22 protein-coding genes and 1 pseudogene are annotated in these 25,131 nt (G+C 36.1%); 14 read left to right on the top strand and 9 right to left on the bottom strand.

The features are described from left to right. Nucleotides 1-6 precede the first annotated feature (6 nt). Complete coding sequence (locus ACU1LP_RS06055) at nt 7-1,287, bottom strand: DUF2851 family protein (protein ID WP_445735846.1); 1,281 nt, start codon at nt 1,285-1,287, stop codon at nt 7-9. Between the two features lie 127 nt (nt 1,288-1,414). On the opposite strand from ACU1LP_RS06055, the gene ACU1LP_RS06050 reads away from it, so the two are divergent. From ACU1LP_RS06050 to ACU1LP_RS06040, 3 genes are all read left to right on the top strand, one after another. Further along, complete coding sequence (locus ACU1LP_RS06050) at nt 1,415-1,810, top strand: DUF2721 domain-containing protein (protein WP_445734627.1); 396 nt, start codon at nt 1,415-1,417, stop codon at nt 1,808-1,810. An 85-nt stretch (nt 1,811-1,895) separates the two neighbouring features. Further along, the gene (locus tag ACU1LP_RS06045) at nt 1,896-2,519 is read left to right on the top strand and encodes a Pr6Pr family membrane protein (protein ID WP_445735845.1); all 624 of its coding nucleotides are present in this window, start codon (nt 1,896-1,898) and stop codon (nt 2,517-2,519) included. Nucleotides 2,520-2,530: 11 nt separating this feature from the next. Continuing rightward, nucleotides 2,531-2,731, top strand: a complete 201-nt coding sequence (locus tag ACU1LP_RS06040; protein ID WP_445734625.1) for a hypothetical protein — start codon at nt 2,531-2,533, stop codon at nt 2,729-2,731. 765 nt (nt 2,732-3,496) lie between these two features. Here the strand turns inward: ACU1LP_RS06040 and ACU1LP_RS06035 are convergent. Next, complete coding sequence (locus tag ACU1LP_RS06035) at nt 3,497-5,533, bottom strand: dipeptidyl-peptidase 3 family protein (protein ID WP_445735844.1); 2,037 nt, start codon at nt 5,531-5,533, stop codon at nt 3,497-3,499. A gap of 278 nt (nt 5,534-5,811) precedes the next feature. On the opposite strand from ACU1LP_RS06035, the gene ACU1LP_RS06030 reads away from it, so the two are divergent. The 4 genes from ACU1LP_RS06030 (at nt 5,812) to ACU1LP_RS06015 (ending at nt 8,964) form a co-directional block, all read left to right on the top strand. Beyond that, complete coding sequence (locus tag ACU1LP_RS06030; protein WP_445733869.1) at nt 5,812-6,855, top strand: SRPBCC family protein; 1,044 nt, start codon at nt 5,812-5,814, stop codon at nt 6,853-6,855. 92 nt (nt 6,856-6,947) lie between these two features. After that, nucleotides 6,948-7,313, top strand: a complete 366-nt coding sequence (gene crcB, locus ACU1LP_RS06025) for a fluoride efflux transporter CrcB (protein WP_445733870.1) — start codon at nt 6,948-6,950, stop codon at nt 7,311-7,313. A gap of 98 nt (nt 7,314-7,411) precedes the next feature. Next, complete coding sequence (locus ACU1LP_RS06020; RefSeq protein WP_445733871.1) at nt 7,412-7,672, top strand: heavy-metal-associated domain-containing protein; 261 nt, start codon at nt 7,412-7,414, stop codon at nt 7,670-7,672. A 2-nt stretch (nt 7,673-7,674) separates the two neighbouring features. Then, on the top strand, nt 7,675-8,964 hold the full coding sequence (locus tag ACU1LP_RS06015) for an APC family permease (RefSeq protein ID WP_445733872.1): 1,290 nt from the start codon (nt 7,675-7,677) through the stop codon (nt 8,962-8,964). Nucleotides 8,965-9,120: 156 nt separating this feature from the next. On the opposite strand, the gene ACU1LP_RS06010 is transcribed toward ACU1LP_RS06015, so the two are convergent. After that, nucleotides 9,121-9,726 carry a DUF1684 domain-containing protein gene (locus ACU1LP_RS06010; protein WP_445733873.1) on the bottom strand — a complete coding sequence of 202 codons (606 nt, stop codon included), beginning with the start codon at nt 9,724-9,726 and terminating at the stop codon, nt 9,121-9,123. A gap of 272 nt (nt 9,727-9,998) precedes the next feature. Between ACU1LP_RS06010 and ACU1LP_RS06005 the strand changes: the two are divergent. Then, a pseudogene (locus tag ACU1LP_RS06005) lies at nt 9,999-11,209 on the top strand (MFS transporter). Between the two features lie 56 nt (nt 11,210-11,265). Further along, nucleotides 11,266-11,766, top strand: a complete 501-nt coding sequence (locus tag ACU1LP_RS06000; RefSeq protein ID WP_445733874.1) for a hypothetical protein — start codon at nt 11,266-11,268, stop codon at nt 11,764-11,766. 2 nt (nt 11,767-11,768) lie between these two features. Here the strand turns inward: ACU1LP_RS06000 and ACU1LP_RS05995 are convergent, their stop codons facing one another. Then, nucleotides 11,769-12,212 carry an Lrp/AsnC family transcriptional regulator gene (locus tag ACU1LP_RS05995; protein ID WP_445733875.1) on the bottom strand — a complete coding sequence of 148 codons (444 nt, stop codon included), beginning with the start codon at nt 12,210-12,212 and terminating at the stop codon, nt 11,769-11,771. A 123-nt stretch (nt 12,213-12,335) separates the two neighbouring features. On the opposite strand from ACU1LP_RS05995, the gene ACU1LP_RS05990 reads away from it, so the two are divergent. The 3 genes from ACU1LP_RS05990 (at nt 12,336) to cas2 (ending at nt 14,069) form a co-directional block, all read left to right on the top strand. Beyond that, complete coding sequence (locus tag ACU1LP_RS05990) at nt 12,336-12,731, top strand: hypothetical protein (RefSeq protein WP_445733876.1); 396 nt, start codon at nt 12,336-12,338, stop codon at nt 12,729-12,731. 109 nt (nt 12,732-12,840) lie between these two features. Beyond that, nucleotides 12,841-13,749: a type II CRISPR-associated endonuclease Cas1 gene (gene cas1, locus ACU1LP_RS05985; protein WP_445735843.1), complete on the top strand. Its 909-nt coding sequence runs from the start codon at nt 12,841-12,843 to the stop codon at nt 13,747-13,749. Next, the gene (gene cas2 / locus ACU1LP_RS05980) at nt 13,740-14,069 is read left to right on the top strand and encodes a CRISPR-associated endonuclease Cas2 (RefSeq protein ID WP_445735842.1); all 330 of its coding nucleotides are present in this window, start codon (nt 13,740-13,742) and stop codon (nt 14,067-14,069) included. Before cas1 ends, cas2 begins: the two co-directional genes overlap by 10 nt. Nucleotides 14,070-14,124: 55 nt before the next feature. Here cas2 and ACU1LP_RS05975 read toward each other — a convergent pair whose 3' ends face one another. From ACU1LP_RS05975 to ACU1LP_RS05965, 3 genes are all read right to left on the bottom strand, one after another. Next, nucleotides 14,125-15,081, bottom strand: a complete 957-nt coding sequence (locus ACU1LP_RS05975; protein WP_445734051.1) for a DUF3078 domain-containing protein — start codon at nt 15,079-15,081, stop codon at nt 14,125-14,127. 84 nt (nt 15,082-15,165) lie between these two features. Beyond that, on the bottom strand, nt 15,166-16,344 hold the full coding sequence (locus ACU1LP_RS05970; RefSeq protein ID WP_445735841.1) for an AIR synthase related protein: 1,179 nt from the start codon (nt 16,342-16,344) through the stop codon (nt 15,166-15,168). Nucleotides 16,345-16,961: 617 nt separating this feature from the next. Next, nucleotides 16,962-19,148, bottom strand: a complete 2,187-nt coding sequence (locus ACU1LP_RS05965; protein ID WP_445735840.1) for a glutamine synthetase III family protein — start codon at nt 19,146-19,148, stop codon at nt 16,962-16,964. A 266-nt stretch (nt 19,149-19,414) separates the two neighbouring features. On the opposite strand from ACU1LP_RS05965, the gene ACU1LP_RS05960 reads away from it, so the two are divergent. After that, nucleotides 19,415-20,437, top strand: a complete 1,023-nt coding sequence (locus ACU1LP_RS05960) for a glutamine synthetase beta-grasp domain-containing protein (RefSeq protein ID WP_445734048.1) — start codon at nt 19,415-19,417, stop codon at nt 20,435-20,437. Nucleotides 20,438-20,870: 433 nt separating this feature from the next. Here ACU1LP_RS05960 and ACU1LP_RS05955 read toward each other — a convergent pair whose 3' ends face one another. Beyond that, a complete protein-coding gene (locus ACU1LP_RS05955; RefSeq protein WP_445734046.1) occupies nt 20,871-21,815 on the bottom strand; it encodes a calcium/sodium antiporter in 945 nt (314 codons plus the stop codon). 217 nt (nt 21,816-22,032) lie between these two features. Here ACU1LP_RS05955 and ACU1LP_RS05950 point away from each other — a divergent pair, with 217 nt between their 5' ends. Then, complete coding sequence (locus tag ACU1LP_RS05950) at nt 22,033-22,830, top strand: hypothetical protein (RefSeq protein WP_445735839.1); 798 nt, start codon at nt 22,033-22,035, stop codon at nt 22,828-22,830. Between the two features lie 1,205 nt (nt 22,831-24,035). Here the strand turns inward: ACU1LP_RS05950 and ACU1LP_RS05945 are convergent. After that, nucleotides 24,036-25,052 carry a helix-turn-helix domain-containing protein gene (locus ACU1LP_RS05945; protein WP_445735838.1) on the bottom strand — a complete coding sequence of 339 codons (1,017 nt, stop codon included), beginning with the start codon at nt 25,050-25,052 and terminating at the stop codon, nt 24,036-24,038. Nucleotides 25,053-25,131 lie beyond the last annotated feature (79 nt).

The raw sequence follows: 25,131 nt of genomic DNA, 5'->3' as shown, positions 1-25,131 counted from the left end.
AAAAGTTTATGGGGTTATGGGGTTTATGAGTTTGTTTCCAACAGCACATTGCAAACATTTGTTTTTAGTGCAATATTCGGTTTTAAGCTGAATGAGTGCTTGCGATTGCAATGACGATTTTGAAATTTTCTTTAAATTGTTGAAAGCATCAATGATACTGTTTTTTTCTGAAGAAATGGCGGTCGCCAATTTTAGTATCCCTTCATCAATTTCTTGCCCGTTTTGTTTTGAATAGCAAAATTTTATTGGCAAAATGGTATTGATGAGCAACAAATCCATAAACGATTTAGTAAGTGTTTTTGTTGATGCCTTTGATTTCTTTTGAAACGTATAATGTGTTTTCCAAAATGAGGATGTTTCCACCGAAAACAATTGGTACAAATCTTCTAAATTATCGGTTTCCATTACTTTTGAAAATAGATTTTGATGTGTATGGTATAGGCGTGCAAGTTGCGACAATCTGATGGTTGGAAAATTTGGCGGCCGCAATCTAAAAAACTGCATAGGCAGTGCTTGTTTGTTTTCCAATTGAAATTTTTGTTTTAAAAATTGATAGTCCTTAACCAAATCTTGATAATAAGCAATTTCAAAATCCTGCTCTAACAGGCCCGCTTGCCCAAACAATAAAGCTTCCAAGGCTTGTGGGTTGGATTGTGTTTTTCTAAGTATTGAAAAATCGATGGATTGGGCGATGCTTAAAAACGATTCTCCGTTTACTTTTAGTCCGAAATTTTTGGCCAGCATCATAAAAAACACCGCTTCCCAATCGTTTTTGGTTTCTTTTAAAAGCTTTTGAATGGCTTCAGATTTTCGTTCCAAACGTTCAAAATACAAACGTTCTAACCAATTGGTCAGTAAAAAATCATCAACCGAAGCAAAATCATGTTCACAGTTTATCCATTTTCCGTTTTTTGAAAAAAGCTTTTCATAATTATCCAAAAGATCTTTAACCACAAAATCCTTTATCTGCAAGGTTGGAATTGGGGTATTGTTCTTTCTTAAAATTTCGGTGTCGTGCTCCCAAACCACATGCAAAATCACATTATCGTAAGCTTTATCCGTTTCATGATTGTGCAAAAACCAATCGGACGATTTAATATGTATCTCTACATTTCCAGCCCAAAGCTGTTCGCCTATTTTAAGCTGGGCATTAAAAAAATCAGGCCCCGAATTAAAATTGTGTTGTCCAACCGAAGCCGCTACAACAGCGTCGCCATTGGTGGTTTTTAAATGGTTCGATTGGAATTTTTTATGTTTCCAGATGTAATGTATAAAATCTTCTTGCATAAACTAATTTTAAAGTAAAAATCAAAAAAAAAATACCAAATGTAAAATTACAATACAAAAGCACCAAATTCCAATATTAATGCTTCATTGAACAACTAACTTCGTAATTTTGTATAAATTTAATTAAATGGAAGAATTAACGCTCACTACACCGGCACTTTTATTTTCGGCAATTTCCTTAATTATGCTGGCATATACCAATCGGTTTTTAGCATACGCGGCGATTATCAGGGATTTGCACGACAAATATCAAAAAAACAACAACAAAGTTTTAATTGCCCAAATAATAAATATTAAACGACGCTTATACCTTACGCGCTCTATGCAAATTTTTGGTATTTCAAGCTTGTTGCTATGTGTGTTAACCATGTTTTTAATATATATACAGCAACAAACCATGGCGGTTTGGGTATTTGGTGCAGCCCTTATTTTGCTCATTATATCGTTGGCGTTACTGATTATGGAAATACAGATTTCGGTTAAAGCGTTAGAGCACCATATTAGTGATATTGAGAACAATTAGAAAGATTATTAGTGGCAGTTACCAAGGGCACAAGCTGAATTAATTGATGAGTATTTTCAACTAAAATTCTGTACACATTTAAAAAATGAAAAAAAAGATTGAAATAATAGGATTCTGTATCGGATGGTTTGCCATTATCACCCAATTCACTTTGATGCTTCAAAACAGACAAGCCAACATTACTGAAACCATTATACGCTTTTTTAGTTTTTTTACCATACTAACAAATTTGCTTGTAGCCATATTCTTTACCTATAAAATGTTCAAGCCTTCAATAAAACCATTGGGAATATTCAATAAAAAAGGAACAACTACAGCCCTTACAGCCTTTATACTTATTGTTGGGCTTGTGTATCAAATGGCTCTGCGGGGTATATGGGAGCCTACGGGAATACAGTGGCTTGTGGACGAATTATTACATTCTATTATTCCTTTACTCTTTCTTATTTATTGGTTTATATATGGCACAAAGCAAAATACAAACATACGTAATGTGGGCATTTGGTTATTGTATCCCATTGTTTATATCGTTTTTGTTTTAGTAAGGGGGCATTTTTCCAGCTACTACCCCTATCCGTTTTTAAATATTCCAGAACTTGGTTTAGGAAAAGTCTTACCTAATGTTTTACTTATTTTTGTGTTCACATTGCTCGTAATGCTTATTTTGGTTAGCATAGAAAAAAGATTACAAAAAAATAAAACCCTTTAAAACTTACAACTATGAAAGCCACAAAAATTTCTTCCATATTCATTTTAGCACTCGCTAACTTTGCTTTTACTTCATCAAAAATATGGCACAGGATGTTCTTTTCAACACCTCGTGGGCGCTTGGGGCACTTTCTGGACCTGGAATTGCCTTTAGCGCACTGTTTCTTGATAAAGAACCAAAAATCGAATGAAATAAAACCACCCATAAAATAGAAGGCAACAACAGCTGTAACGGTTATTCTGCCGAATATACTTTAGCGATTGAAATCCCTGTTGGCGAACCTGCACCTACAACCATGGTGTTTTGCGGTAAAGGAGAGACCCTTCTTTTTAAATACGAACTCATCTTGACTTTTTGTTTTTAACCGAAAACGAGATAAAATTTGTTCAGATGAGGCACTTTTTGAAAGGCATAGCACCGTTACGCATAAAAAAGGTAACGAAATATGGACGAATTTTAGCCGTTTTTTAGGAAATAGAAAAAGTCAAGATGAGTTCACCATAAAAAAGGTCAATCCTGAAAAAATTTAGCATTTTAACGCAACCTTATTTAAAATGTTGCATCTAATAGGTAATTAGCTAAAAAATCAACACATGAAACGAGCATGTTAAAAGCATTATCACCCAACGAAATGATTAATAGCGAACAGTCCCGATAGCTATCGGGATGACCATTAAAAAAACAATAAATATAAACACATGAAAATTCTAATCATCATTAGCATTCTTATTGTTATAAATCTTATTCTTTTAACCTTTAGTGTCAATAAAAAAACAGAACCTTGATCAAGGTTCTGTTTTTGAACGATATGCGTTAATTCTGAAATAAAAAATTTCTTGAAACCCACTATCCTCGAGGCAGTCCCAATAGCTATCGGGACATAGAGGTATTTCGCCGTCCCGATAATTATCGGGATCATATTTTGCCCCACCCAATTCGGAAACCCCGAGGTAGGAACCGTCGGGGAATTATTTAAATCAATTTACCTCTGGTAAAAAATTATAATTTTTGCTGTAATCCAACATTTGCTCTACAAAGGTTTCTGGCAGCACTACATTAATTTCGATTATTTCGCCCTCTTTATTGGTTTTAGGAACCAAAACAGGATTTACATAACCGGTATAGGGCGCCGACGTAAATTGCTTGTTTCGCTCCAAAACCCCAGCATGAATTGCCTGATCTACTTTTACACCGTAACCTTCAACCAAAGCCTGTACCGCTTTGTAATCGCCTTCAGATTTTATACGTTGGGTTTCGCGCAGTAACTGCCCGAAAAGCTGGTACAGTTTTTCATAGTCGTTAATATTGAAATAGGTTTTTCCGTTGCGATTTATTTTTTCAATAACGTTGTCCTTTTTCCCTTTTTCAAATACCCATGCAGAAATCCATTGACGGTTTCGCATGTGCGCCTCTTCAACATCATCACCTAAATTCAACCGAATCAATTGCATCATCAACCCGTTTCGTATATAAGAATCATAAGCAGCCATTCCTGTTTTTTTCCAATCGTCCACTAAACCAAGTTCTTGTAGTTTTGGATTGTACAAGTAATAGAGCGCCACTAAATCGGCACGCCCTTCTTCTAAAGTGGACGCATAGTTTTTAAGGGTTTCCTTGGTTTCCCCCACCCCTGGGTTTAATTGTCCTGAGGCATGCCCAACCACTTCGTGCAAAGCGGTATGTAATTTTTCTGCTAATTCCCCATACGTTTCATACAACTCAAATTCTTCTTGGTCGTTTACAAATTCCTTTAATCTATCGGTACTTCCTGCATGGTTACTGGCATCCACAATATTTCCTAATGACACCGATTTACTCCCCACGGCAGCCCGAATCCAGTTGGCATTTGGTAAGTTTACACCAATAGGCGTACTGGGTGATGCATCACCGGCTTCACCTGCAACATTTACCACTTTATAGGTTACACCTACCACTTTTTTCTTTTTATGGGCATCCATAAGCGGCGAATTATCTTCAAACCACTGGGCGTTATTTGAAACCACTTTCATTTTTTCAGACATATCAAAATCCTTGATCTGAACAATGGCTTCGTAGGAACCTCTATACCCTAAAGGATCGTTATACACTTCAATAAAACTGTTTATGTAGTCTATATTACCTTCGGTAGCGGCTGTCCAAGCTACATTGTAATCGTCCCAAGTTTGTAAATCGCCCGTTTTATAATAGCTTATTAATAAGCCGATGGCATTCGCCTGTTTTTCATTTTCGGCAACGCCTTTAGCCAATTCCAGCCACTTAATGATTTCATCAATGGCAACACCATACAACCCTCCCGATTTATAAACGCGTTCCTTCAATACCCCATTTTCTTTTACCAATTGCGAGTTCAACCCAAAAGACAAGGGTTTTTTGGGATCGGGCGATTTTTTTGATGCATATAAAGTTTCAACATCTTTATTGGTAACGTCCGCACCATAAAAATTTACCGCCGAAAGCGCTACATTATCAACTCCTTTAGCCTGATTTACTTTTTTGGAATCTACGTCGTTAAAAATAACCTCAAACGCTTCGCCTTCCAAAACAGTATTTGTTTCAGCCAACAATTGTTTTAAATAATCCGCAGAAAAATTGGGTTTTATTTTGTCGTTTGAATAATGGTGATGGATCCCGTTACTGAACCAAACACGCTTTAAGTAGATTTCAAAAGCCCTCCAATCGTTAGTGGTTTTATCGCCACTGTAATTGGTGTAAACATTTTCCAAAGCTTTCCTTATTTTAAGATTGTGCCTGTAATTTTGGTCCCACATAATGTCGCGCCCCGACAAGCCTGCCTGGGTTAAATAATAGACCAGCTTTTGTTCCTTCAACGTTAAATTTTCCCAACCGGGAATCTGATAGCGCAATACCTTAACATCGGCAAATTGGTCGGCATTGTAATTAAAAGGGGGCGCTTCCACTTTTATATCGGTTTTATTTTCCTTGGTTTTATCATTTCCGCATGAAAATAATAACGTACCCGTTAGTACTAAACTTAATAATGATTTTAATTGCATGTGCATAATGTTTAAATTCGTATGTTGATATTTATTGTTTTTAAATGGTTATATGAAATTTGCATATCATGATTTCATGATTGGTGTATGCTACCAATTTTAGGTTATGCGCATTTCTTGTAAAAAAGTGATGTTTAATTCGGTTTAATTATTGAATTTTCTTCTGAAAGCCTTTTTGATTATTGAATATCTATTTTTTAGGCTACAAATATAATAATATATTAACTATATTTTTAATTTCATTATCTTTGATTTATAATTCTCCCTAAAAAAATAAAATGAAAGCTTTCAAGTATATTTTCTTTCTGTTATTAATTGCCATTATAGGTGTTTCCATATATATAGCTGTGCAACCCAACACGTTTGAAATAAGCAGGACCCGCACCATAAATGCACCTGCACCGGTTATCTACAAGCATGTCATTGACTTTAAAAACTGGGAGAACTGGTCTTCTTGGGTTGAAGCCGACAAGGACATGAAAATAACCTACCCAGAACTAACCCGCGGCGTTAACGGGTCCTATTCATGGGAAGGTAAAGATGGTATTGGTAAAATGAAAACGATTGCTGCTGTTGAAAACATTGCCATTCAACAAGAAATGACATTCGCCGATTTACCCCCTTCAGATATTAATTGGGATTTTAAATCCAATGAAAACGGAACTACCGATGTTACTTGGAAAATTACAGCAAAAAATTTACCCTTCGGCTTTAAGGCATATTCCGTATTTACAGGCAGTATTGAAAAAAAGATGGGACCACATTTAGAACAAAGTCTTGAAAAATTGGATAGTATCGTTATTGCCGATATGAAAAAATACAGCATTACCGTCAACGGGGTAACCAACCACAGTGGCGGTTACTATTTATACAATACCACTTCTGGTAATATTAGCGAATTAGGTGGCAAGATGCACGACATGCTTCTACAAGTAAAAGCGTATGCCAAAAAGAACCATATTGCTACAGCCGGTGCACCGTTTATATATTACCTTAAATGGGATGAAGAAAATAATGCAGTCATATTTTCGAGCAGTGTGCCAACCACCGACCGCGTTATTACCACAGAGGGCGACGGCATCCTTACTGGGGAATTACCCACTTTTAAAGCAATAAAAACCACATTAAAAGGAAATTACAGTAATTTAAAAGAAGCTTGGGATACCGCCATGAAATACATTCCTGAAAATGGTTTTGAGTTTGCCGAAAATGGCCCGATGCTTGAAACGTATTTAACAGACCCCATGAACACACCAAACCCAGCCGATTGGATTACCGAAATTTATATTGCCATTAAAGAAAAAGAAATTGTTGAAGAATAGAGAGACCATTTGTATTTAAAACACTATTTTAATCAAAAAAACATGAAGCAAATGCATCATCTGTCCCATAAAAAACAAATATTATTTATCTGATGAAGCCTATCTTACTTGTTTTTTTTGGTGGGGGCTTTGGTAGTGTATTGCGCTATATTATCGGGAAATATTTGAACAATTTTGAAAACGGCATTCCTTACGGAACCTTTTTGGCCAATATTTTAGGCAGTTTTCTTATTGGGATCATCTTAGGGCTTGCCGCAAAAAACGATTCATTGACCCAAAACCAAACCTTATTTCTAGCCACCGGGTTTTGTGGTGGTTTTACAACATTTTCTACCTTTGCTTACGAAAACCATCTGTTTTTAAAATCGGGCGATTTTATAAGTTTTGCTGTTTACACCATCGCTAGTTTTGTTATTGGTTTTTTAGCGGTTTTTTTGGGGATGTTTTTGGTAAAGTAGAACTTGATTGTATCAGATAAAATTTATAACTTAGATAATCGTTTTAACGACTTCATATCTGGTTGTTGAACAAATATAACTAAGAAAAAAATACAATTATGAGTTTATTATCTGAAAACGTCATACCTGGAAATCACGGAAAAACTTTTGAAACAAACGCTACAGAACATGAAGACTTGGAAAATATCAAAACAGCGATCCAAGAAGTAGAGGGTGTAAATAATGTTGCTATCGATGAAATTGCTTTTCCGAAAAAAATAACGATTCACACCTCATCCATAGTAAAGGTTCAGGACATTGAAAACGCTGTAAACAGAACCGGATTTCATATAGTTCCCAAATCTTTATTTCCACTTTAAAGGTGAACAAAAAAATTGGATTAAGAGAAGCTATTTCCATTGGAATTGGCGGAATGGTTGGCGGTGGTATTTTTGCTGTACTAGGTCTTGCTGTTTCCTTAGCCAAAGGAGGTACGCCCGTGGCTTTTCTATTTGCCGGCCTCATCGCATTGTTAACCGCTTACTCGTATGCCAAACTATCAAAAAAGTTTCCCAGTAATGGTGGCACCGTAAAATTTGTGCACCAACAATTTGGCAATGGTGTTTTTGCTGGTGGCATCAACAATTTATTATGGATTAGCTACATCGTTATGTTGGCACTGTATGCAACGGCATTTGGTTCTTATGGCGCTGAATTACTGGCTATTACAGGTAAAAAGACATTTGATGCACACCTACTTCAAACGGGCATCATCGTTATGGCGCTTTTAATCAATTATTTAAGCATCAAATTGGTAAGCGGTATTGAATCGGTTTCCGTAATAATAAAATTGCTCATTTTAACAGCATTTATAGGCATCGGTTTTTATGGGTTTACTGTGCACCCTGAAAATCTGGAACAACTGGCCCCAAAAAATTGGGAAGACCCTTTGTTGATGCTTTCTGGTGGCATGGTCATTTTTGTGGCTTATGAGGGATTTGAATTGATAGCAAACTCTATATCCGATTTAAAAAACCCAAAAAAAAATACCGAAAAAGGATATTTTGGGGCCGTTGGTTTTGTTATTGTGCTATATATTTTGATTGCCTTTGTTACCGTTGGCGCCTTACCTTTTAAAGAAATTGCAAGTGCCAAAGACTATGTTTTAGCAAAAGCTGCCGAACCTAGTTTGGGCAACATGGGGTTTACCATCATTACCATTACAGCATTAATTTCCACTTTTTCAGCCATTAATGCCACCATTTTAGGAAGCGGTAGGGTAAATTATGATATTGCCGAAGACCAAGAATTACCTCAATATTTCTGCCATAAGCTTTGGGGAAAACCTATTGGTTTTTTGATAACAGCCATTTTATCCATTATCCTCGTGAATCTATTTGACTTGGAAAGTATATCGACTGCTGGAAGTGCCGGTTTTTTATTGATCTTCTGCGTAGTGAACTATATAGGATATAAAAAACACGAGGAACTAAAATCAAAAAAATCGATTCACCTTGTAGCCAGTGTGCTTTGTTTAATTGCTTTCTTCACTTTGATAATTCAACAGTTTTCACAAAATACCATTGGAGTATTTGTTGCCATCGGAATTATCATCTTTTGCTTTGCATTGGAATTTATCTATAAAAAAACAGCGACCAACACAAACGTTTAGACTTGGAGCACCAGTGGAACTCTACCATTGCAGCTATTAGTTATTTATTATTTAATGAGAGCTCAAATAGATCAATCAAGTTGAAAATGGTTCTGAAAATGATTAGTTTAGATAAGGATTGTGAGCCATCAGCCTACTAAAATCCTAAAGTCGTATTCAATGCTTCCCAAAAGCCTTTACCCCTGCTTCAACCCTGGTTTTTAAATAATTTTCCCGTGGCACTATGGGGCAAGAATACTTTTCGTTGTATGCACAATACGGATTGTAGGCTTTGTTAAAATCTATTTCCATGGTATCGCCTTTAGGAATTTTGGCATCTATATAGCGCCCGCCACCATAACTTTCCAAACCGTTGGTTTCATCCAAGAAAGGCAGGAATAAATAATCTTCATAACCCTCTTTTGTCATTAATTCTTTCCCTTGATAGATATTTAATTGATAAGGTTTTCCTTTTAATTCAAAAGACAGAACACCATAAACACGCTCTTTAGAAACTTCGTCTGTGGTGGTTTTCATATTAAAAAATTCCGTATCAGGTGTACGTTTCAAAATTGCAGTAACTACATAAGCCGAATCAAACTTAAAAAATTCCAAGCTCTCAAAGTTTTTTCGGTCTTTATCTTTTAACGGTGACGTTGAAGCATCTTTAAACTGAGCATTTAACTCGAGCTGAAATTGGGTGTCTCCTTTAATTGTTTTTTTCTTTTGCGTACAACCTACAAAACAAGTTACCAATATCAATATTGTTATTAATGGCTTCATTCAAAATATATTAAAATTCAAAAGTACAACTTACAAATATTTTATATACGTTTGTACTTCAAAAAAATAAAATGCGCAACAGCACCACCATCTGTAATAAGCGATCCACCACTTCAAGAAGAATAAGTGGTCGGGCTTGTTATATATTGTGGTGATATGATTATAAAATATTACCATATGTAAAAGTCCGACTTCGCAGTCGGACTTTTTTGTTTTTAATCGATAATAGACTTTCAATCAAAAAAAATGATATATGATTAAAAACTAGACCATTGAAAAAACTATTCAACAACTATATAAATACGTTTAGAGGCCTATCGGAAGAGATATGGTGGCTTGCCCTCATTACTTTTATCAATAGGGCAGGCACCATATGGTCATTCCTTTTTTGGTGCTTTATTTAAAAGAAGATTTGCATTTTACGGTGAGTGATGTGGGTTGGATAATGAGTGCTTTTGGATCAGGCTCTGTTGCTGGCTCCTGGCTTGGTGGTAAACTAACCGATAAAATTGGCTATTACAAAGTAATGGTCAGGAGCCTGCTCTCTACGGGGGTTTTGTTTATCGCTTTGCAATTTTTAAATACCTTCGCTTCTATTTGTTTTGGTATTTTTATAGTAATGCTGGTTGCGGACACTTTTAGGCCCGCCATGTTTGTGGCATTGAACGCTTATAGCAAACCGGAAAATAAAGTACGCTCCTTAACGCTTATTCGTCTCGCCATAAACTTAGGTTTTTCGACAGGCCCTGCTATGGGTGGACTTATTATTACCGGAATTGGATATGGTGGTCTCTTTTGGATTGATGGCATTACCTGTATGTTGGCGGTTCTTGTGATGGTTCAAGTACTGCACCCTAAAAAAGCAAAAGTTTCTGATGTTATTGAAAATAGCAACCCCGTTTCGGCATATAGCGATCATGCTTTTATGGTCTTCCTTGTGGCAATGACTCTATTGGGAATCGTGTTTTTACAATATTTTTCAACCGTAACCATTTATTATAAAGATGTTCATACCCTAAGCGAACTACAAATCGGACTTATTTTAGGGCTTAATGGCTTTCTTATTTTTATATTTGAAATGCCATTGATCAAGTGGTTGGAAAATACGGCATTCACCAAACTGGAATTGATGTATTTTGGTGCCATTTTAACAGGTTTGAGCTTGCTTATATTAAATTTCACTTCGTGGTCTGGAATCTTGACTATTGGAATGGTATTAATGACAGTTGGCGAAATGATAGCTTTTCCGTTTTCGAATGCGTTTGCTGTTCAAAGAGCTAAAAAAGGAAATCAGGGAGAATACATGGCACTGTATTCCATGTCGTTTTCAATCGCCCATATTTTTGGGCATAATGCCGGTTTGCAATTAACCGCCGCTATAGGATTTGATAACACGTGGTATATTGTATCAATAATTGCACTTATTTGTGTAGTTATTTTGTTTGTTCTGAATAGAAATTTAAATTCTAAACTACTTTTGTAATCAATCTATTTTTTATTCGGATATTGAAATAAAAACTGGATTCTAAAAATAAATTTATGAAACAATGGGAAGACCTTCCAATCTTTAAAAAAGCGGTGGAAATTGAAAAGCTGGTTGAACACATCGTTGAAAGTGTAGAAAAGACCGATTTTGAATTTAAAAGTAAGTATGGATCAGAAATGATAAAACATAATTTGGAGTACCTAAAACAAAATGCGATGACTATACCGGCTAAAATTGCGGGTGCTTCTTCCGAAGATATGCTTTATGATATTAGAATGGAAAACGCCGCCATTATTAGAAAAGCTGCTAGGGAATTAATTACCGATGTACGGAGCATACAAATGCACGGTTTTAAGGATGTTGAATATTTAGACCTTCTTAGAGAAGAAGTGGAATCATTTAGGATATTGTTTGCCGAATGGGTAAAAACATTTGATTGTTGGAATTACATCATTGACAGATGGGGACTTTTCAATCCGCCAGGGATTAATTATGATGATGTGGATCCAGATGATGATATTCCTTTTAATTTGGATGATTTTGAAGAAGATTGACTTTATTTTATCGACTTTACTTCTTTATATCGTATTACGTGTGAAAGTACTATTTGTGTTTTAGTTTCGCCATATACAATCAGTTGGTCTATAAAGGTTTCCAAGTGTTTTTGGTTTTTTAGTAGTACTTCCATGACGATGTTTTCGTTGCCTGTAATTCTATAGCAATTTAAAACCTCGTCATACGTTTTCACTTTCTCCAAAAACGGTTTTAATTTGCCAATAAAAGCGTGCAAAGTAATGATGGCTTTTAATTGATAGCCCATATCCAATGGCGACACTACCGTTTTATATCCAACTATAATACCGGCATCTTCCATACGTTTTATACGTTCTGAAACCGCGGGAGAACTAATACCTACCATTCGACCAATTTCTGCGTTAGATTGTCGAGCATTTTCCTGTAAACACTTTAAAATCTTCCAGTTGAGTATGTCTAAATTCATTTCAAAAGAAATTTAACTATAATAACTTAATATTTAAAGTAAATATACGTATAAACTTTAAAATAAAAAGTTGTTTGTAGTTTCTTGTGAGTAATTTTGATACCATTGCTAAGAAAAAAGAAAATGCTATCTAATACCCCATCAAATCTATCGGATTTACCGATTTATAAAAAAGCTATTGAGATCTTTACGCTGTCTCAAAGCATTTCTATGTACCTAAATCACGATTTATGCTCTCTAAGAAGTGATGGCTCTGAAAATTCCCATATTTATTTTTCAGGAGACATTGTTCAGCAATCTGTTTCCTTAGCCCCTGAAATTGTAAATGCAGAATTAGAGCGTTTCTCAGACAAAAAACACAAACACCTGGATTCATTAAAACGACTTACCAATAAACTTTATAAAAACTCGTATCGTTTAGAGCATTCCAATAGCAACGGAAAAGACTTTTTGCCCATTTTACGTAGTGAATTAAAAAAGTTTAAACAATTGCAACGCAGTTGGATACTTACTCTGTAAACCTTTACACTGTATTCCAAAACTTTAATTTTATCGTTTTTTTAAACACTTTACAGATTAAGCTTACATAAATTAATGATTTTATATATCTTTTGTATAAAATCGATTTATGCTAAAAAAATCCATTCTTCTGGAAAACAAGAGCAAGGTTACTGCCAAAAACCTACAGCTTGTCATATCCACAGACCAAAGGGAAGCGAGCATCCCAATTGAAGACATTGGTTTTATAGTTATAGATAACCCTAAGGTTTATATAAGCATGACCGCCATGAACTTATTGGTCAGCAATAATGCGGCTGTTATAATTTGCAACACACAACATCTACCCAATGGGTTGTTTTTAAACCTTAACAGCCACCACATCCAACAAGAGATCTTTAAAAACCAAATAGAAGCGAGCGCCCCATTAAAAAAACAATTATGGCAACAGACCATTGTTGAAAAAATCAAAAACCAAGGCATTTTATTAGAAAAAACAACAAAAAGCAAAAACCAGTTTGAATTTTTAGCTAGCAAAGTTTTAAGTGGCGACACTAGCAATATGGAAGCTGTTGCCGCTGGTTTTTATTGGAAATCGTTTTTTGGAACGGACAACACAGAATTGGCAAATGATTCTTTTAAAAGGGAACGCTTTGGCAATTATCCCAATAATTTTCTTAATTATGGCTACGCCATTTTAAGGGCAGCAACCGCAAGGGCATTATCGGGCAGCGGTTTGTTAAACACTTTGGGCATCCACCATAAAAGTAAGTATAATGCATTTGCCTTGGCAGACGATATTATGGAACCCTTTAGACCTTTGGTGGATGAAGCAGTTTATCATATAATACAGCATGGTGGTGAACAAGAGCTAAATACCGAAATAAAATCTGTTTTACTGAAAGTACTTACCCGAACCGTGTATTTTAAAGAAGAAAAAAGCCCTTTAATGGTGGCGCTCCAAAAAACGGCCAGTTCATTGCAACAATGCTATAGTGGCACACGAAAAAAGATAAAATATCCGAGATTATGGAGCTAAATGGTTATAGGATTATGTGGCTATTCGTATTTTTTGATTTACCGACCGATACTGCCAAAAACAGAAAAAACGCTGCGGGATTTAGAAAAAACATCATGAAAGATGGTTTTAACATGATGCAATACTCGGTTTATATGCGGCATTGCGCCAGTAGCGAAAGTGCCGATGCCCATGAAAAACGCATAAAAAAATTATTGCCCCCTTTAGGAAAAGTAAGTGTTTTGCGAATAACCGATAAGCAATTTGGTAATATCATGAATTTTTGGGGACGCGCAGAAACCCCCAAAGCACCCCAACCTACACAATTGGAATTATTTTAATGCCTTATTATTTAAAAAGTTAACAAATTTTTTAAATCTATTGAATTGTTATGATTTAAAAATCTACGGCAAAACCAATGCCCAAAAACTGTTTCCATTGCACTTTGGCACCTGCTTCATCATAAACATCAGCCACAGCGGTTGGTTTGGTGGTTTTCACATCATCATCATACCTTAAGTGCGAGCCCAAAGTAGCTTTAACAAAACTGTTCACTTTAAAATCGAAGTCAATTCTCCAATCCACGTCCACATTTCCAAAATTATTGATATAATCGCTATAAAGACTTACCTGATGTTTAACTTTTATATTGGTGGCCACTTCCATTTCATAGCTATTGTTTATTAAAATACCAACTTCATTCCTAATGCGTTCCCCAGGAACAACCACATTGCCTTCAGCATCATAAACTGCAGGTTTAACACCAAATTTGCCCGCATTTGCCAAAGTTTTGTCCAATACAAAAGTGGATTTTAATGTGAGAGGTGAAAAATAAAAGGAAAATTCCTCAACATTTTTTCCGTATTCCATTCCGCCACCAAAAAACAAATAGCCTGGTGCCAGCAATCGGGAAATGGGAGTATCTTTATCTGGATATTTATAACCATTTGCAAATTGGGTCCTAAAATTGAGTTTTGCGGAATAGTACCAGTTCGAGATACTATCCGGTCTAAAACCGATATCTGAATTCAATTCAAACAAATCGTCAGTTTTTCGCAACTCCCTAGCTTGCTGCTTATTAACACCGTACTTTACCAAAACATTATTGCGCCAAGTAAAATACTTATCATTATAATTTGCAGAAGATTCCGCCCCAAATAGTCCTGAAATTGAATTGCTACCCCCAGAATTCCAGTTTACAAAAGCCACCTCGCTTAAATTCAGGGATGCTTTATTTTTTTGGACCCATACCGGACCATCGTATTTAGTTTTGGATTTTAAGTATAATGAGTCTGGTTGCGCTGCTATAAATTGAAAGAAAATAAAAGCAATAAATAATAAAACGTTTTTCATGATTACGTCTGGTGGTTTTAATAAATTACATATTTTATCAATAATTGTTCCATTTTAACAAAAGGAACGGTTTAAGTTAAAAAATCAATAATTGAACTCTCCAAACTCACTTTTTATTGTAAGTTTTTTAGTTTTTGATGCTTTTACCCTACCGATTATCTTTGCGTCCACATGGAAGGATTTTGAAATTTTTATAATGCTTTCTACAATTTCTGGCGCTACGTACAATTCCATTCGGTGTCCGCAATTAAACACTTGGTACATTTCCTTCCAATCGGTTTTAGACTGCTCCTGGATTAATTTAAACAGCGGTGGAATGGGAAACATATTGTCTTTTATGATATGGAATCCATCAACAAAATGGAGGATTTTTGTTTGTGCGCCGCCCGAACAGTGCACCATGCCATGAACCGTATCACTATTAAATTCTGATAATATTTTTTTAATTATCGGTGCGTAGGTACGTGTTGGCGATAATACCAACTTACCAGCGTCAATTGGGGAATCCTTAACGGCATCCGTTAATTTTACATTTCCGGAATACACCAAATCATCCGGAACCGAAGGATCAAAACTTTCAGGGTATTTATGCGCTAGGTAGGTACTAAAAACATCATGACGCGCCGAGGTGAGTCCGTTGCTGCCCATACCGCCGTTATATTCTTTTTCGTAAGTGGCTTGCCCAAAACTTTCCAACCCAACAATCACATCGCCTACTTTTATATTGGCATTATCAATAACATTACTGCGTTTCATTCGAGCTGTTACGGTAGAATCGACAATAATGGTTCGGACCAAATCGCCCACATCGGCAGTTTCGCCTCCGGTGGAATGAATGGTTACACCGAAGTTTTTTAACTCTGAAATCAATTCTTCGGTACCGTTAATGATTGCTGAAAGCACTTCGCCAGAAATCAGGTTTTTATTTCGCCCGATGGTTGATGACAACATGATATTATCAGTGGCACCGACACATAATAAATCGTCAACATTCATGATCAACGCATCTTGCGCAATGCCTTTCCATACCGATATATCGCCAGTTTCTTTCCAATACATGTAGGCAAGTGAGGATTTTGTTCCGGCGCCATCGGCATGCATAATCAAGCAATAATCGTCGTCATTGGTTAAATAATCCGGAACGATTTTACAGAATGCTTTTGGAAACAATCCTTTATCGATGTTTTTAATGGCATTGTGAACATCTTCTTTTGATGCCGAAACACCACGTTGTGCGTACCGTTTTGAAACTTCTTGGCCCATAGTGTTGTATTGTGGTGCAAAGAAAAGGAATATTTTAAAACTAACCAGCCTAAACTGACCCTTTGGGAGTATTTTGTTGACTTTATCAGTCTCAAAAAAAAGTTGAAATTGTTTTGACACGAATTACACAAATTTTCACGAATATATGCATCAGTTGAAATTATACCAATTGGACATATAAAAACAGCCCAATAAACTTGTTCTTTTTCGCCAATAAATCTTCAAAAAACAGTTCCGTAGCTATGCTATGCTAAGGTTTTTTTCATCGTCTTGACAAAAAATTTCTTCGTTTCTTTAGACTATTTTATACATACAATTGGTATTATACTCGTGAATAGTATGGTGGTGAATTTCACTAATTTCACAAACTTTCAGTTTGTTTTAAAAAAATCCCGTTTTTTACAACTGGATTTTGAAATTATAAACTAATCATGATTTGAAAACGGTGGTTGCATTAGGGATTGAAGTGAAAATCCTTTTTAAAAATGTAATGCAAAAACATTGTGAGAGATAAAATTTGATGGATTGCCACGTCCTTTGTACTCGCAATGACTTTTAAAAAAGATTGCAACGTAAAGCCCTCCCGTATTCTATCGGGATTGGGGAAACGCCCAAAATTATCTTGTAAAAAGCAACTCTCTATATTTTGTTAGTGGCCAAATCTCGTCATCAACCAGCAATTCCAATTTATCGCAATGCTTGCGAATATCATCGAACAAGGGTTTTACATGGTTGCAATATGCCATCGCTTTCTTTTCCAGATCTTCTATGGCGTTTGCCTTTCTGCGCTCGTTGGTCATTTTGGTTACATTCGCATTGATGCCTTCAATATGACCCGATATTTCTTCAATTAAACCAATTTGCTCTTGGGAAACGCTTTTGAATTTTTCCTCGAAGATCTCTTTTAATCCTTTTACGTTTTCAATCAAAATGTTTTGATATTTTACAGCCGTGGGCACAATGTGATTGCGGGCGATGTCGCCCAAAACCCGGCCTTCAATTTGAATGTGCATGATGTAGGCTTCCATTTCAATTTCATAGCGCGCTACGGATTCTATTTTGCTCATCACATTCATGTCTTCAAACAAGGCGATGGATTTTTTAGAGATTTTAGCTTTTAATGCCTCGGGAGTGGTTTTGTTATTGCTCAAGCCTCGTTTTTTGGCTTCCTCTTCCCAAGCTTTTCCGTAGCCATTCCCTTCAAATAATATCGCTTTTGTAGATTTAATATATTCCCTTAAAACATTAAAAACGGCTTCGTCTTTCTTTAAGTCCTTATTTTCTATTAATAAGTCCACTTCTTTTTTAAAATCGATCAATTGTTTTGCGACAATGGTATTTAAAACCGTCATGGGGTTTCCGCAATTTGCTGTGGAACCGACTGCCCTGAATTCGAATTTATTACCGGTAAACGCAAACGGCGAGGTTCTGTTTCTATCGGTATTATCAAGCAAAACATCCGGAATTTTCCCGACAACGTTGAGTTTAAGCTCGGTTTTTTCCTCGGGTGATAATTTTCCTTTTGTAACCCCTTCCAGCTCATCCAAAACCTTGGTCAACTGTTCGCCAATAAACACCGAAATAATAGCGGGTGGTGCTTCGTTTGCACCCAATCTGTGGTCGTTACTGGCAGAAGCTATACAGGCTCTTAACAAGGCTTCGTTTTCATGTACCGCCTTGATGGTGTTGATGAAAAAGGTTAAGAACTGGAGATTGCTCATAGGCGTTTTTCCTGGGGCCAATAAATTAACGCCTGTATCGGTAGAAAGCGACCAATTATTATGTTTACCAGAACCGTTGATGCCTGCGAAAGGTTTTTCGTGGAATAATACTTTAAAGTTATGGCGGGATGCCACACGCCCCATAATGTCCATTAGCAACGAGTTGTGATCTACCGCTAAATTGGCTTCTTCATAAATGGGCGCCAATTCAAACTGATTGGGCGCTACTTCATTATGGCGCGTTTTTACGGGAATGCCCAAAAGCATGCACTCGGTTTCCAGTTCGCGCATAAAATTTAAGGCCCGTGTTGGAATCGATCCAAAATAATGGTCGTCCAACTGTTGTCCTTTTGCTGATGAGTGCCCCAATAAGGTCCGGCCCGTTAAGGCAATGTCCGGCCTACTGGCGGCAAGCAATCTATCAATTAAAAAATATTCTTGCTCCCACCCTAATGATGAGGTTACCTTTTTTACATTTTTATCAAAATACTTGCAAACATCAGTAGCCGCATTGTCAACGGCATGTAATGCTCTTAACAGCGGTGTTTTATAATCCAGTGCCTCTCCAGTATAAGCCACGAAAATGGTGGGAATACACAAGGTTGTGCCATAAATAAAGGCTGGCGACGTAGGGTCCCACGCCGTATAACCCCTGGCTTCAAAAGTATTTCTAATACCTCCACTTGGAAAACTGGATGCATCTGGTTCCTGCTGTACCAATTGGCTGCCTCCAAACTTTTCAACGGCCATCCCGTTTCCAATGGTTTCAAAAAAAGCATCATGTTTTTCGGCGGTAGTCCCTGTTAATGGTTGAAACCAATGCGTATAATGTGTAACACCTTTGGACAATGCCCAATCCTTCATGGAAGAGGACACTTGATCCGCTATATTTCTATCGATTTTTTTTCCGAATTGGATCGCATTCATAACCCCAACAAAAGCGTCTTTTGTTAAATATTGGCGCATGGTGTTTTCGTTAAAAACGTTCTTTCCAAATAAGTCTGACCGACGCTCTTTCTCTTCAACCAAAACAGGTTTATTGGTTAGCGATTCTCTAATGGCATGAAATCTTAAAGTGGGCATGATCTCTATTTATTTTAGTTATTGATTTTTTTACAAAAGTAACAATATAGTAAATATAACATGAAGAAAATGTTTTCTTACTGTTAACAATTTTTCAGTATTTATATAAAAAAATATGCTTTTTTTAATAGATACCCTAAAAAAATAGGGTATAAACAAAAATAACTTTAGAATTTATTTAATTACCCTATAAATTTAAAGTGTCTGAAGAAAAATATATATTTGTTGATATATTACTAATTTCTCATTATTATAAAATAATTATTATGGCAAAAATTAAATTAGAATACATTTGGTTAGATGGTTACTTCCCAACTCAGAACATGAGAAGTAAAACCAAAGTAGAAGAGCATGAAAACTTTAAAGGAACACTGGAAGAAATTGAAAACTGGTCATTTGATGGGTCTTCAACAAAACAAGCTGAAGGTGGATCTTCAGATTGCTTATTGGTGCCTGTTGCTATTTATCCAGATCCAGAGCGCGTGAACGGATATTTAGTAATGACTGAAGTTTATAATGCAGATGGAACGCCTCATGAGTCTAATGGTAGAGCTACCATTGATGATGACAATGATGATTTCTGGTTTGGTTTTGAGCAAGAATATTTTATTATGGATACGGCAACACAGTTACCACTTGGTTTCCCTGTTGGTGGTTATCCAAAACCTCAAGGTATGTACTACTGCTCGGTTGGAGGATTAAACACACACGGTAGGGATTTAGTTGAAGAGCATGCTGATTTATGTATCCAAGCGGGTTTAAACTTTGAAGGTATCAACCAGGAAGTTGCTTGTGGACAATGGGAATTCCAACTGTTTGCAAAAGGCGCCAAATTAGCTGGAGACGAATTATGGATTGCCAGATATTTATTGGACAGATTGACTGAAAAATATGGGTATTTCATTGAATACCACCCTAAACCACTTGGTAAGGATATGGACTGGAACGGTTCTGGTATGCATGCAAACTTTTCAAATTCTATTTTAAGAACTTGTGGGGACAAAGATGTTTTTGCTAAAATTTGTGAAGCTTTCCGTCCTGTAGTGGAAGAACACATTGCTGTTTATGGAGAATTTAATGACCAACGTTTAACAGGTAAACATGAAACGGCGTCCATCCATGATTTCTCTTGGGGTATTTCAGATAGAGGCGCCTCCATTCGTATTCCATTAATCGCGGTTAATAAAGGCTGGAAAGGTTGGTTGGAAGACAGACGTCCTGCTTCCAATGGTGATCCATACAAAATTGCTGCACGAATTGTTAAAACTGTTAAATCTGCTAAGGTTTAATTTGAACTCATTTAAAGTTTTTTAATAAATATTGATAACAAAAAGGGGTTTGCTACATGGCGAACCCTTTTTTTATGGCTTATGGATTTGATTTAAAGTAAATTTATTGGTTTGAAAACAAAAAAATGTTAATCATATAATGGCGATTGATTATCCCCTTGAGGGGATTATAGGGGTGAACGCACTGAATTGGAGCAAACCAAACCAGAAAGAATCTATCCGAAAAAATATTGGGGAAAACACCACTAAAGTCCCCTCGAGGGGACAACCCAAACCCACAAACCTTAATATAAATACCAAAAGCCAAAGGCCAACAACCAAGCAACAACAAAAACCGGCAGCTGGTCATAATGGATTGTAAACATTATAAATATAAAACATGTATTTTGAAGCTAGCGGTTAACCCAAGTACATTAATTATTGAAACCTATTATTATTTATGCGTAAATAATAGCATCATAAATAGTCCGTAAGCAAATACCAAACAGAAACCTTTAAATTTATTGATTTCAAACTTTTTACCTATAAATACTAATGGTATCAGTATAAAAGCAAACCCCAGCATCCAAAAAATATCGCGGGAAAGTATCAATGGTTCTGTAACAGGTATTGGTTTTATAATAGCGGTTAAACCCAAAACCGAAGCGATATTAAAAATATTGGACCCAATTAAATTACCCAACGAAATGGCTTTTTCTTGTTTAGCCGCTGCAATTACAGATGCCGCCAATTCCGGAACACTAGTACCTATGGCTATTAAAGACACCCCTATTACCGCTTCACTAACCCCAATGGACAATGCTATTTCTTTGGCACCATCAACCAACCATTCGCTACCAAAATACAATGTGGTGGCGCCAATGGCCAACCAAATAAAGATTTTAAAATTAGAAACGGTACTTAGGGCGTCATCCACTTGTTCAATTACATGGTTTTTTTTGGCCCCTTTGATTAAAACTACCAAAAACAAGATCAATCCCAAAAACAATACCATCCCTTCAAAAGCAGAAAGCACATTGTCATTTTTAAGAAAATAGTACAATACTATGGAATAAACCATCATTACCGGCCAATTGAGTTTGTAAAACGACTTGTCAACCGCAATACTGCCCACCATAGCGGTAATTCCTAAAACCAATCCAATATTGGCAATATTAGAACCCACTACATTATTGATGGCGATGGCCGGGGAACCCGATAATGCCGCATGAAGACTTACCAATAATTCCGGTATGGACGTAGCAAAGGACACAACCGTCATCCCTATTACCATTTTAGATACATTAAACTTGAACGACAGCGCTACCGAAGACCTCACAAGAAACTCGCCTCCTATTACCAACAACGTAAAACCTAGGACAACGAAAACTATACTCATATAATCAATTTTTTGCGAAGATAAATGAAAGTTAAAAAGTTAGAGGTTAAAAGTCAAAAGTTTTTATAAATCAACCTTATGAAAACTTAAAACCAAATCATAAAATATTCACATTCTTTAACACTCCAAAAGGCTTTCATTTTAAAATTTAGTTAAACTTTTTTATCGGATATCAATAAGCAATAATTTTATGTAAGGATTTAAAAATAAAAAAATCATGAAAACAAAAAGTGTATTTAAGATAGGAATGGGCTTATTAATGCTTGTAGCATTATGTTTTGTTACCTTTAAAAGTTTTGCCCACAAAAACGCCTCCTCGGTTCTATCCAAAGACGATAATGTAGTTGTTACCATCGATAAAAAAACAACTGCCGAAGGATTTGAAGACATTAAAAGCATGTTAAAAGAACATGGCATTAAAGCAAGTTTTAGCAACATGGAGCGTAATGACCTGGCAGAACTTACCGGATTGAAGATTGAACTGAACGATGGAAAAGGTGGTTTGGCAGCCATTAAAATTTCGAGCAACATTCCCATTTCTGAAATTACATTTGGAAGAAAAGACGGCATGCTTTTTATATCGCAAGGTAAAAACGAAAAGGACGCCAATGGCTTTTTAAACCAAAACAGCGTGCCTTCGTTTAGCTTTGATAACGACTCGATAATGGGGCAAAACCTTAACTCGTTTGGCAGCATCAATCTTAACGATTTTTTTAATGGCAATGGTGACTCCTTGTTCTTTGGGGGAAATTCCATGAACATGGACAAGATTAGAGAGTACATGCAACAACTGATGCAACAGCAGCCATTTGCAGAAGATGCATATACTTTTTATGACGACCCAAGCACCAATAAATTAATTATAATTGATGGCAAAGAATCTGATTTTAAAACCCTTGACAAATTATCGAAAGCAAACAAAATATTGGAAACTGACGATTTAAAACCTAAAACCGCCATGAGCATTTATGGCGAAAAGGCTAAAGACGGCGCCATCATTGTAACTACTAAATAAACCTCTATAGATTGGAAATCCATGGTTTTATATTGGCAGACTGAAAGTCTGCTTCGTGAAATGGCCAATAAAGTATAGGGGAAAAACACATAATCATTTGTGTTCCCGATGGCTATCGGGACGTGGCTAAAACATTTATGTAAACTAAAGTAACCGCAATGAATCCCGATAGCTATCGGGAGCAGGGTTTTAACCTTTAACTTGATAATAAAAAATTTCTTGAAACCGACTCTCCTCCAGGCAGTCCCGATAGCTATCGGGCCATAGAGGTATTTTGCCGTACCGAGCTATCGGCATCATTTTGTCCTTGGGAGCCAAAAACCGTCCTGAAAGCTTTCGGGATTATATTTTGCCCCACCCGGTCCCGAACCGTCGGGAGCAAAAAGGCAATTCCGACCTCCCCAAAGGGGAGGTAAATCCGGAAACCCCGCGGTAAAACCGTCGGGGAATTATTTAGAATTAAAAGCGTCTTTTTTTTTGCTTATTGCTAAAATGAAAACTTAGATTTTAGCTAAACAACTAAATATATAGTTGTATAACTATAAAAATAGTTATGTGTTTGCTTTGCGTTAGGGGTTGCAGCGGCATCCTTTTTTGCCATTAAAAGCAAAAAAGATATAGCGGAAAACCCGACCCTTGTGGTAACGCCAAAAAAATGGGATTCGAGATAATAAAAAAAATTGATTAGCGAGTAACGATTTTGGATTGACGATTGACGAGTAACGATTTACGATTGACGATTTACGATTGACGATTGACGATTGACGATTTACGATTGACGATTGACGATTGACGAGTAACGATTTACGATTGACGATTGACGATTTACGATTTACGATTTACGATTGACGATTTACGATTTACGATTAACGATTGACGATTGACGATTGACGATTGACGATTTACGATTGACGATTGACGATTTACGATTGACGAATTTAAAACTTTGCGACTTTGCGACTTTGCGAGATAATAAAAAAAAATTGATTAGCGAGTAACGATTGACGATTGACGAATTTAAAACTTTGCGACTTCCTTCCTTTGGGGGAATGAAAAATTGACAAATAAAGAAGAAGAAATCATGTGCGTTTTATGAGGGTTGCCATTGAGCGCTGTTTTAATAATTCGTATAAGAACATGGAAAAAAACAATGGCAAAAAAAACCAGTTTCAAAAAACCGGTTTTTTTTTGGTATGGATTTATGTTTATGCTGTTACAGCTAACGTGTTTTGATGGTTTTGATAATGCTTCGGACTGCAATTGTATTTTTCCTTAAAAATTTTGGAGAAGTAACTTCTGCTTGTAAGACCAACGGTATAAACAATTTCCGAAATATTGAGCTCCGAGGTCCTTATTAAATTTTCTGCCACTTCTACCCTCACATTTCTAATAAAATCGGTAACGGTCCTGTTGTGCATTATTTTAAAACCTTCTTGCAATTTAAAAGGAGACAGACCGGATTTTTTACTTAAATATTTTAAACTGTATTGAATCTCAGGATAGTTCCTTATAAGTTCAGAGACCTCTTTTATGGATTCCATATCTGCTTGCGAAAGAGAGCTACAATTACTTTCAGCATTTATTAGATCGTGTTTGTGCTGCTCAATTTCCAAAGCCAAAATTAAATAGACTATACTATTGATCAATAAGTTTCTGACCAATCCTTTTTGACTGATCGCATTAAGATGTTCTATTTTTTCAACAATTTTCAAGTTGAAGGAACCAATATAAGAGAACTCATTATTTTCTTGGTTCGATATAAATGTATGCTGTAATTGGTCTTTTAATTCGCTGTCTGACACCGATAAAACATCTACGGTAACCATAGAAACCTTTACCTCTTCATTCTTTCTGAAATTTAAAAAGGTGCTTTTTTTGGAAGAATTTGAAAAAATCCCTGTTTGAAACTGGCCCAATCCACTCTTTTTACCATGCTCGCCAAAGCTTTGGACCAATTGGCCTTTTGAACAGTATCCAAAATGGATGGAACTGGTATTGGAAAGTTTATTGGTTAGTGACACATCTTCTTTAAAAACAATATCATATTCCATATACACTATGGCTTGTTCTACAGAAATTCCTGAAATGAAGCCCTTCGCTATATCATTGTTTATCTCCAATCTATATTCTTTGGATTTTACTTCTAGTTTACCGCCCAATTGGTCTTGAATTTGTTCAAAAACAGTGGAGAGGTCGTGGGATGTTATGGATATCGTTTTCATAAATATATTGATTTTTATAAATTATTAAACAGATAAGCTCTGCGTTTGTGGTAAATAAAAATATTGAATACCTTGTTGG

The organism is Mariniflexile sp. (genome assembly GCF_052728615.1).
This window is presented reverse-complemented; position numbering and strand designations above follow the sequence as displayed.

Coding starts and splice junctions, on each gene's coding strand:
- ACU1LP_RS06055 (WP_445735846.1), bottom strand. CDS start 1,287: ATGCAAGAAGATTTTATACATTACATCTGGAAACATAAAAAATTCCAA.
- ACU1LP_RS06050 (WP_445734627.1), top strand. CDS start 1,415: ATGGAAGAATTAACGCTCACTACACCGGCACTTTTATTTTCGGCAATT.
- ACU1LP_RS06045 (WP_445735845.1), top strand. CDS start 1,896: ATGAAAAAAAAGATTGAAATAATAGGATTCTGTATCGGATGGTTTGCC.
- ACU1LP_RS06040 (WP_445734625.1), top strand. CDS start 2,531: ATGAAAGCCACAAAAATTTCTTCCATATTCATTTTAGCACTCGCTAAC.
- ACU1LP_RS06035 (WP_445735844.1), bottom strand. CDS start 5,533: ATGCAATTAAAATCATTATTAAGTTTAGTACTAACGGGTACGTTATTA.
- ACU1LP_RS06030 (WP_445733869.1), top strand. CDS start 5,812: ATGAAAGCTTTCAAGTATATTTTCTTTCTGTTATTAATTGCCATTATA.
- crcB (WP_445733870.1), top strand. CDS start 6,948: ATGAAGCCTATCTTACTTGTTTTTTTTGGTGGGGGCTTTGGTAGTGTA.
- ACU1LP_RS06020 (WP_445733871.1), top strand. CDS start 7,412: ATGAGTTTATTATCTGAAAACGTCATACCTGGAAATCACGGAAAAACT.
- ACU1LP_RS06010 (WP_445733873.1), bottom strand. CDS start 9,726: ATGAAGCCATTAATAACAATATTGATATTGGTAACTTGTTTTGTAGGT.
- ACU1LP_RS06000 (WP_445733874.1), top strand. CDS start 11,266: ATGAAACAATGGGAAGACCTTCCAATCTTTAAAAAAGCGGTGGAAATT.
- ACU1LP_RS05995 (WP_445733875.1), bottom strand. CDS start 12,212: ATGAATTTAGACATACTCAACTGGAAGATTTTAAAGTGTTTACAGGAA.
- ACU1LP_RS05990 (WP_445733876.1), top strand. CDS start 12,336: ATGCTATCTAATACCCCATCAAATCTATCGGATTTACCGATTTATAAA.
- cas1 (WP_445735843.1), top strand. CDS start 12,841: ATGCTAAAAAAATCCATTCTTCTGGAAAACAAGAGCAAGGTTACTGCC.
- cas2 (WP_445735842.1), top strand. CDS start 13,740: ATGGAGCTAAATGGTTATAGGATTATGTGGCTATTCGTATTTTTTGAT.
- ACU1LP_RS05975 (WP_445734051.1), bottom strand. CDS start 15,081: ATGAAAAACGTTTTATTATTTATTGCTTTTATTTTCTTTCAATTTATA.
- ACU1LP_RS05970 (WP_445735841.1), bottom strand. CDS start 16,344: ATGGGCCAAGAAGTTTCAAAACGGTACGCACAACGTGGTGTTTCGGCA.
- ACU1LP_RS05965 (WP_445735840.1), bottom strand. CDS start 19,148: ATGCCCACTTTAAGATTTCATGCCATTAGAGAATCGCTAACCAATAAA.
- ACU1LP_RS05960 (WP_445734048.1), top strand. CDS start 19,415: ATGGCAAAAATTAAATTAGAATACATTTGGTTAGATGGTTACTTCCCA.
- ACU1LP_RS05955 (WP_445734046.1), bottom strand. CDS start 21,815: ATGAGTATAGTTTTCGTTGTCCTAGGTTTTACGTTGTTGGTAATAGGA.
- ACU1LP_RS05950 (WP_445735839.1), top strand. CDS start 22,033: ATGAAAACAAAAAGTGTATTTAAGATAGGAATGGGCTTATTAATGCTT.
- ACU1LP_RS05945 (WP_445735838.1), bottom strand. CDS start 25,052: ATGAAAACGATATCCATAACATCCCACGACCTCTCCACTGTTTTTGAA.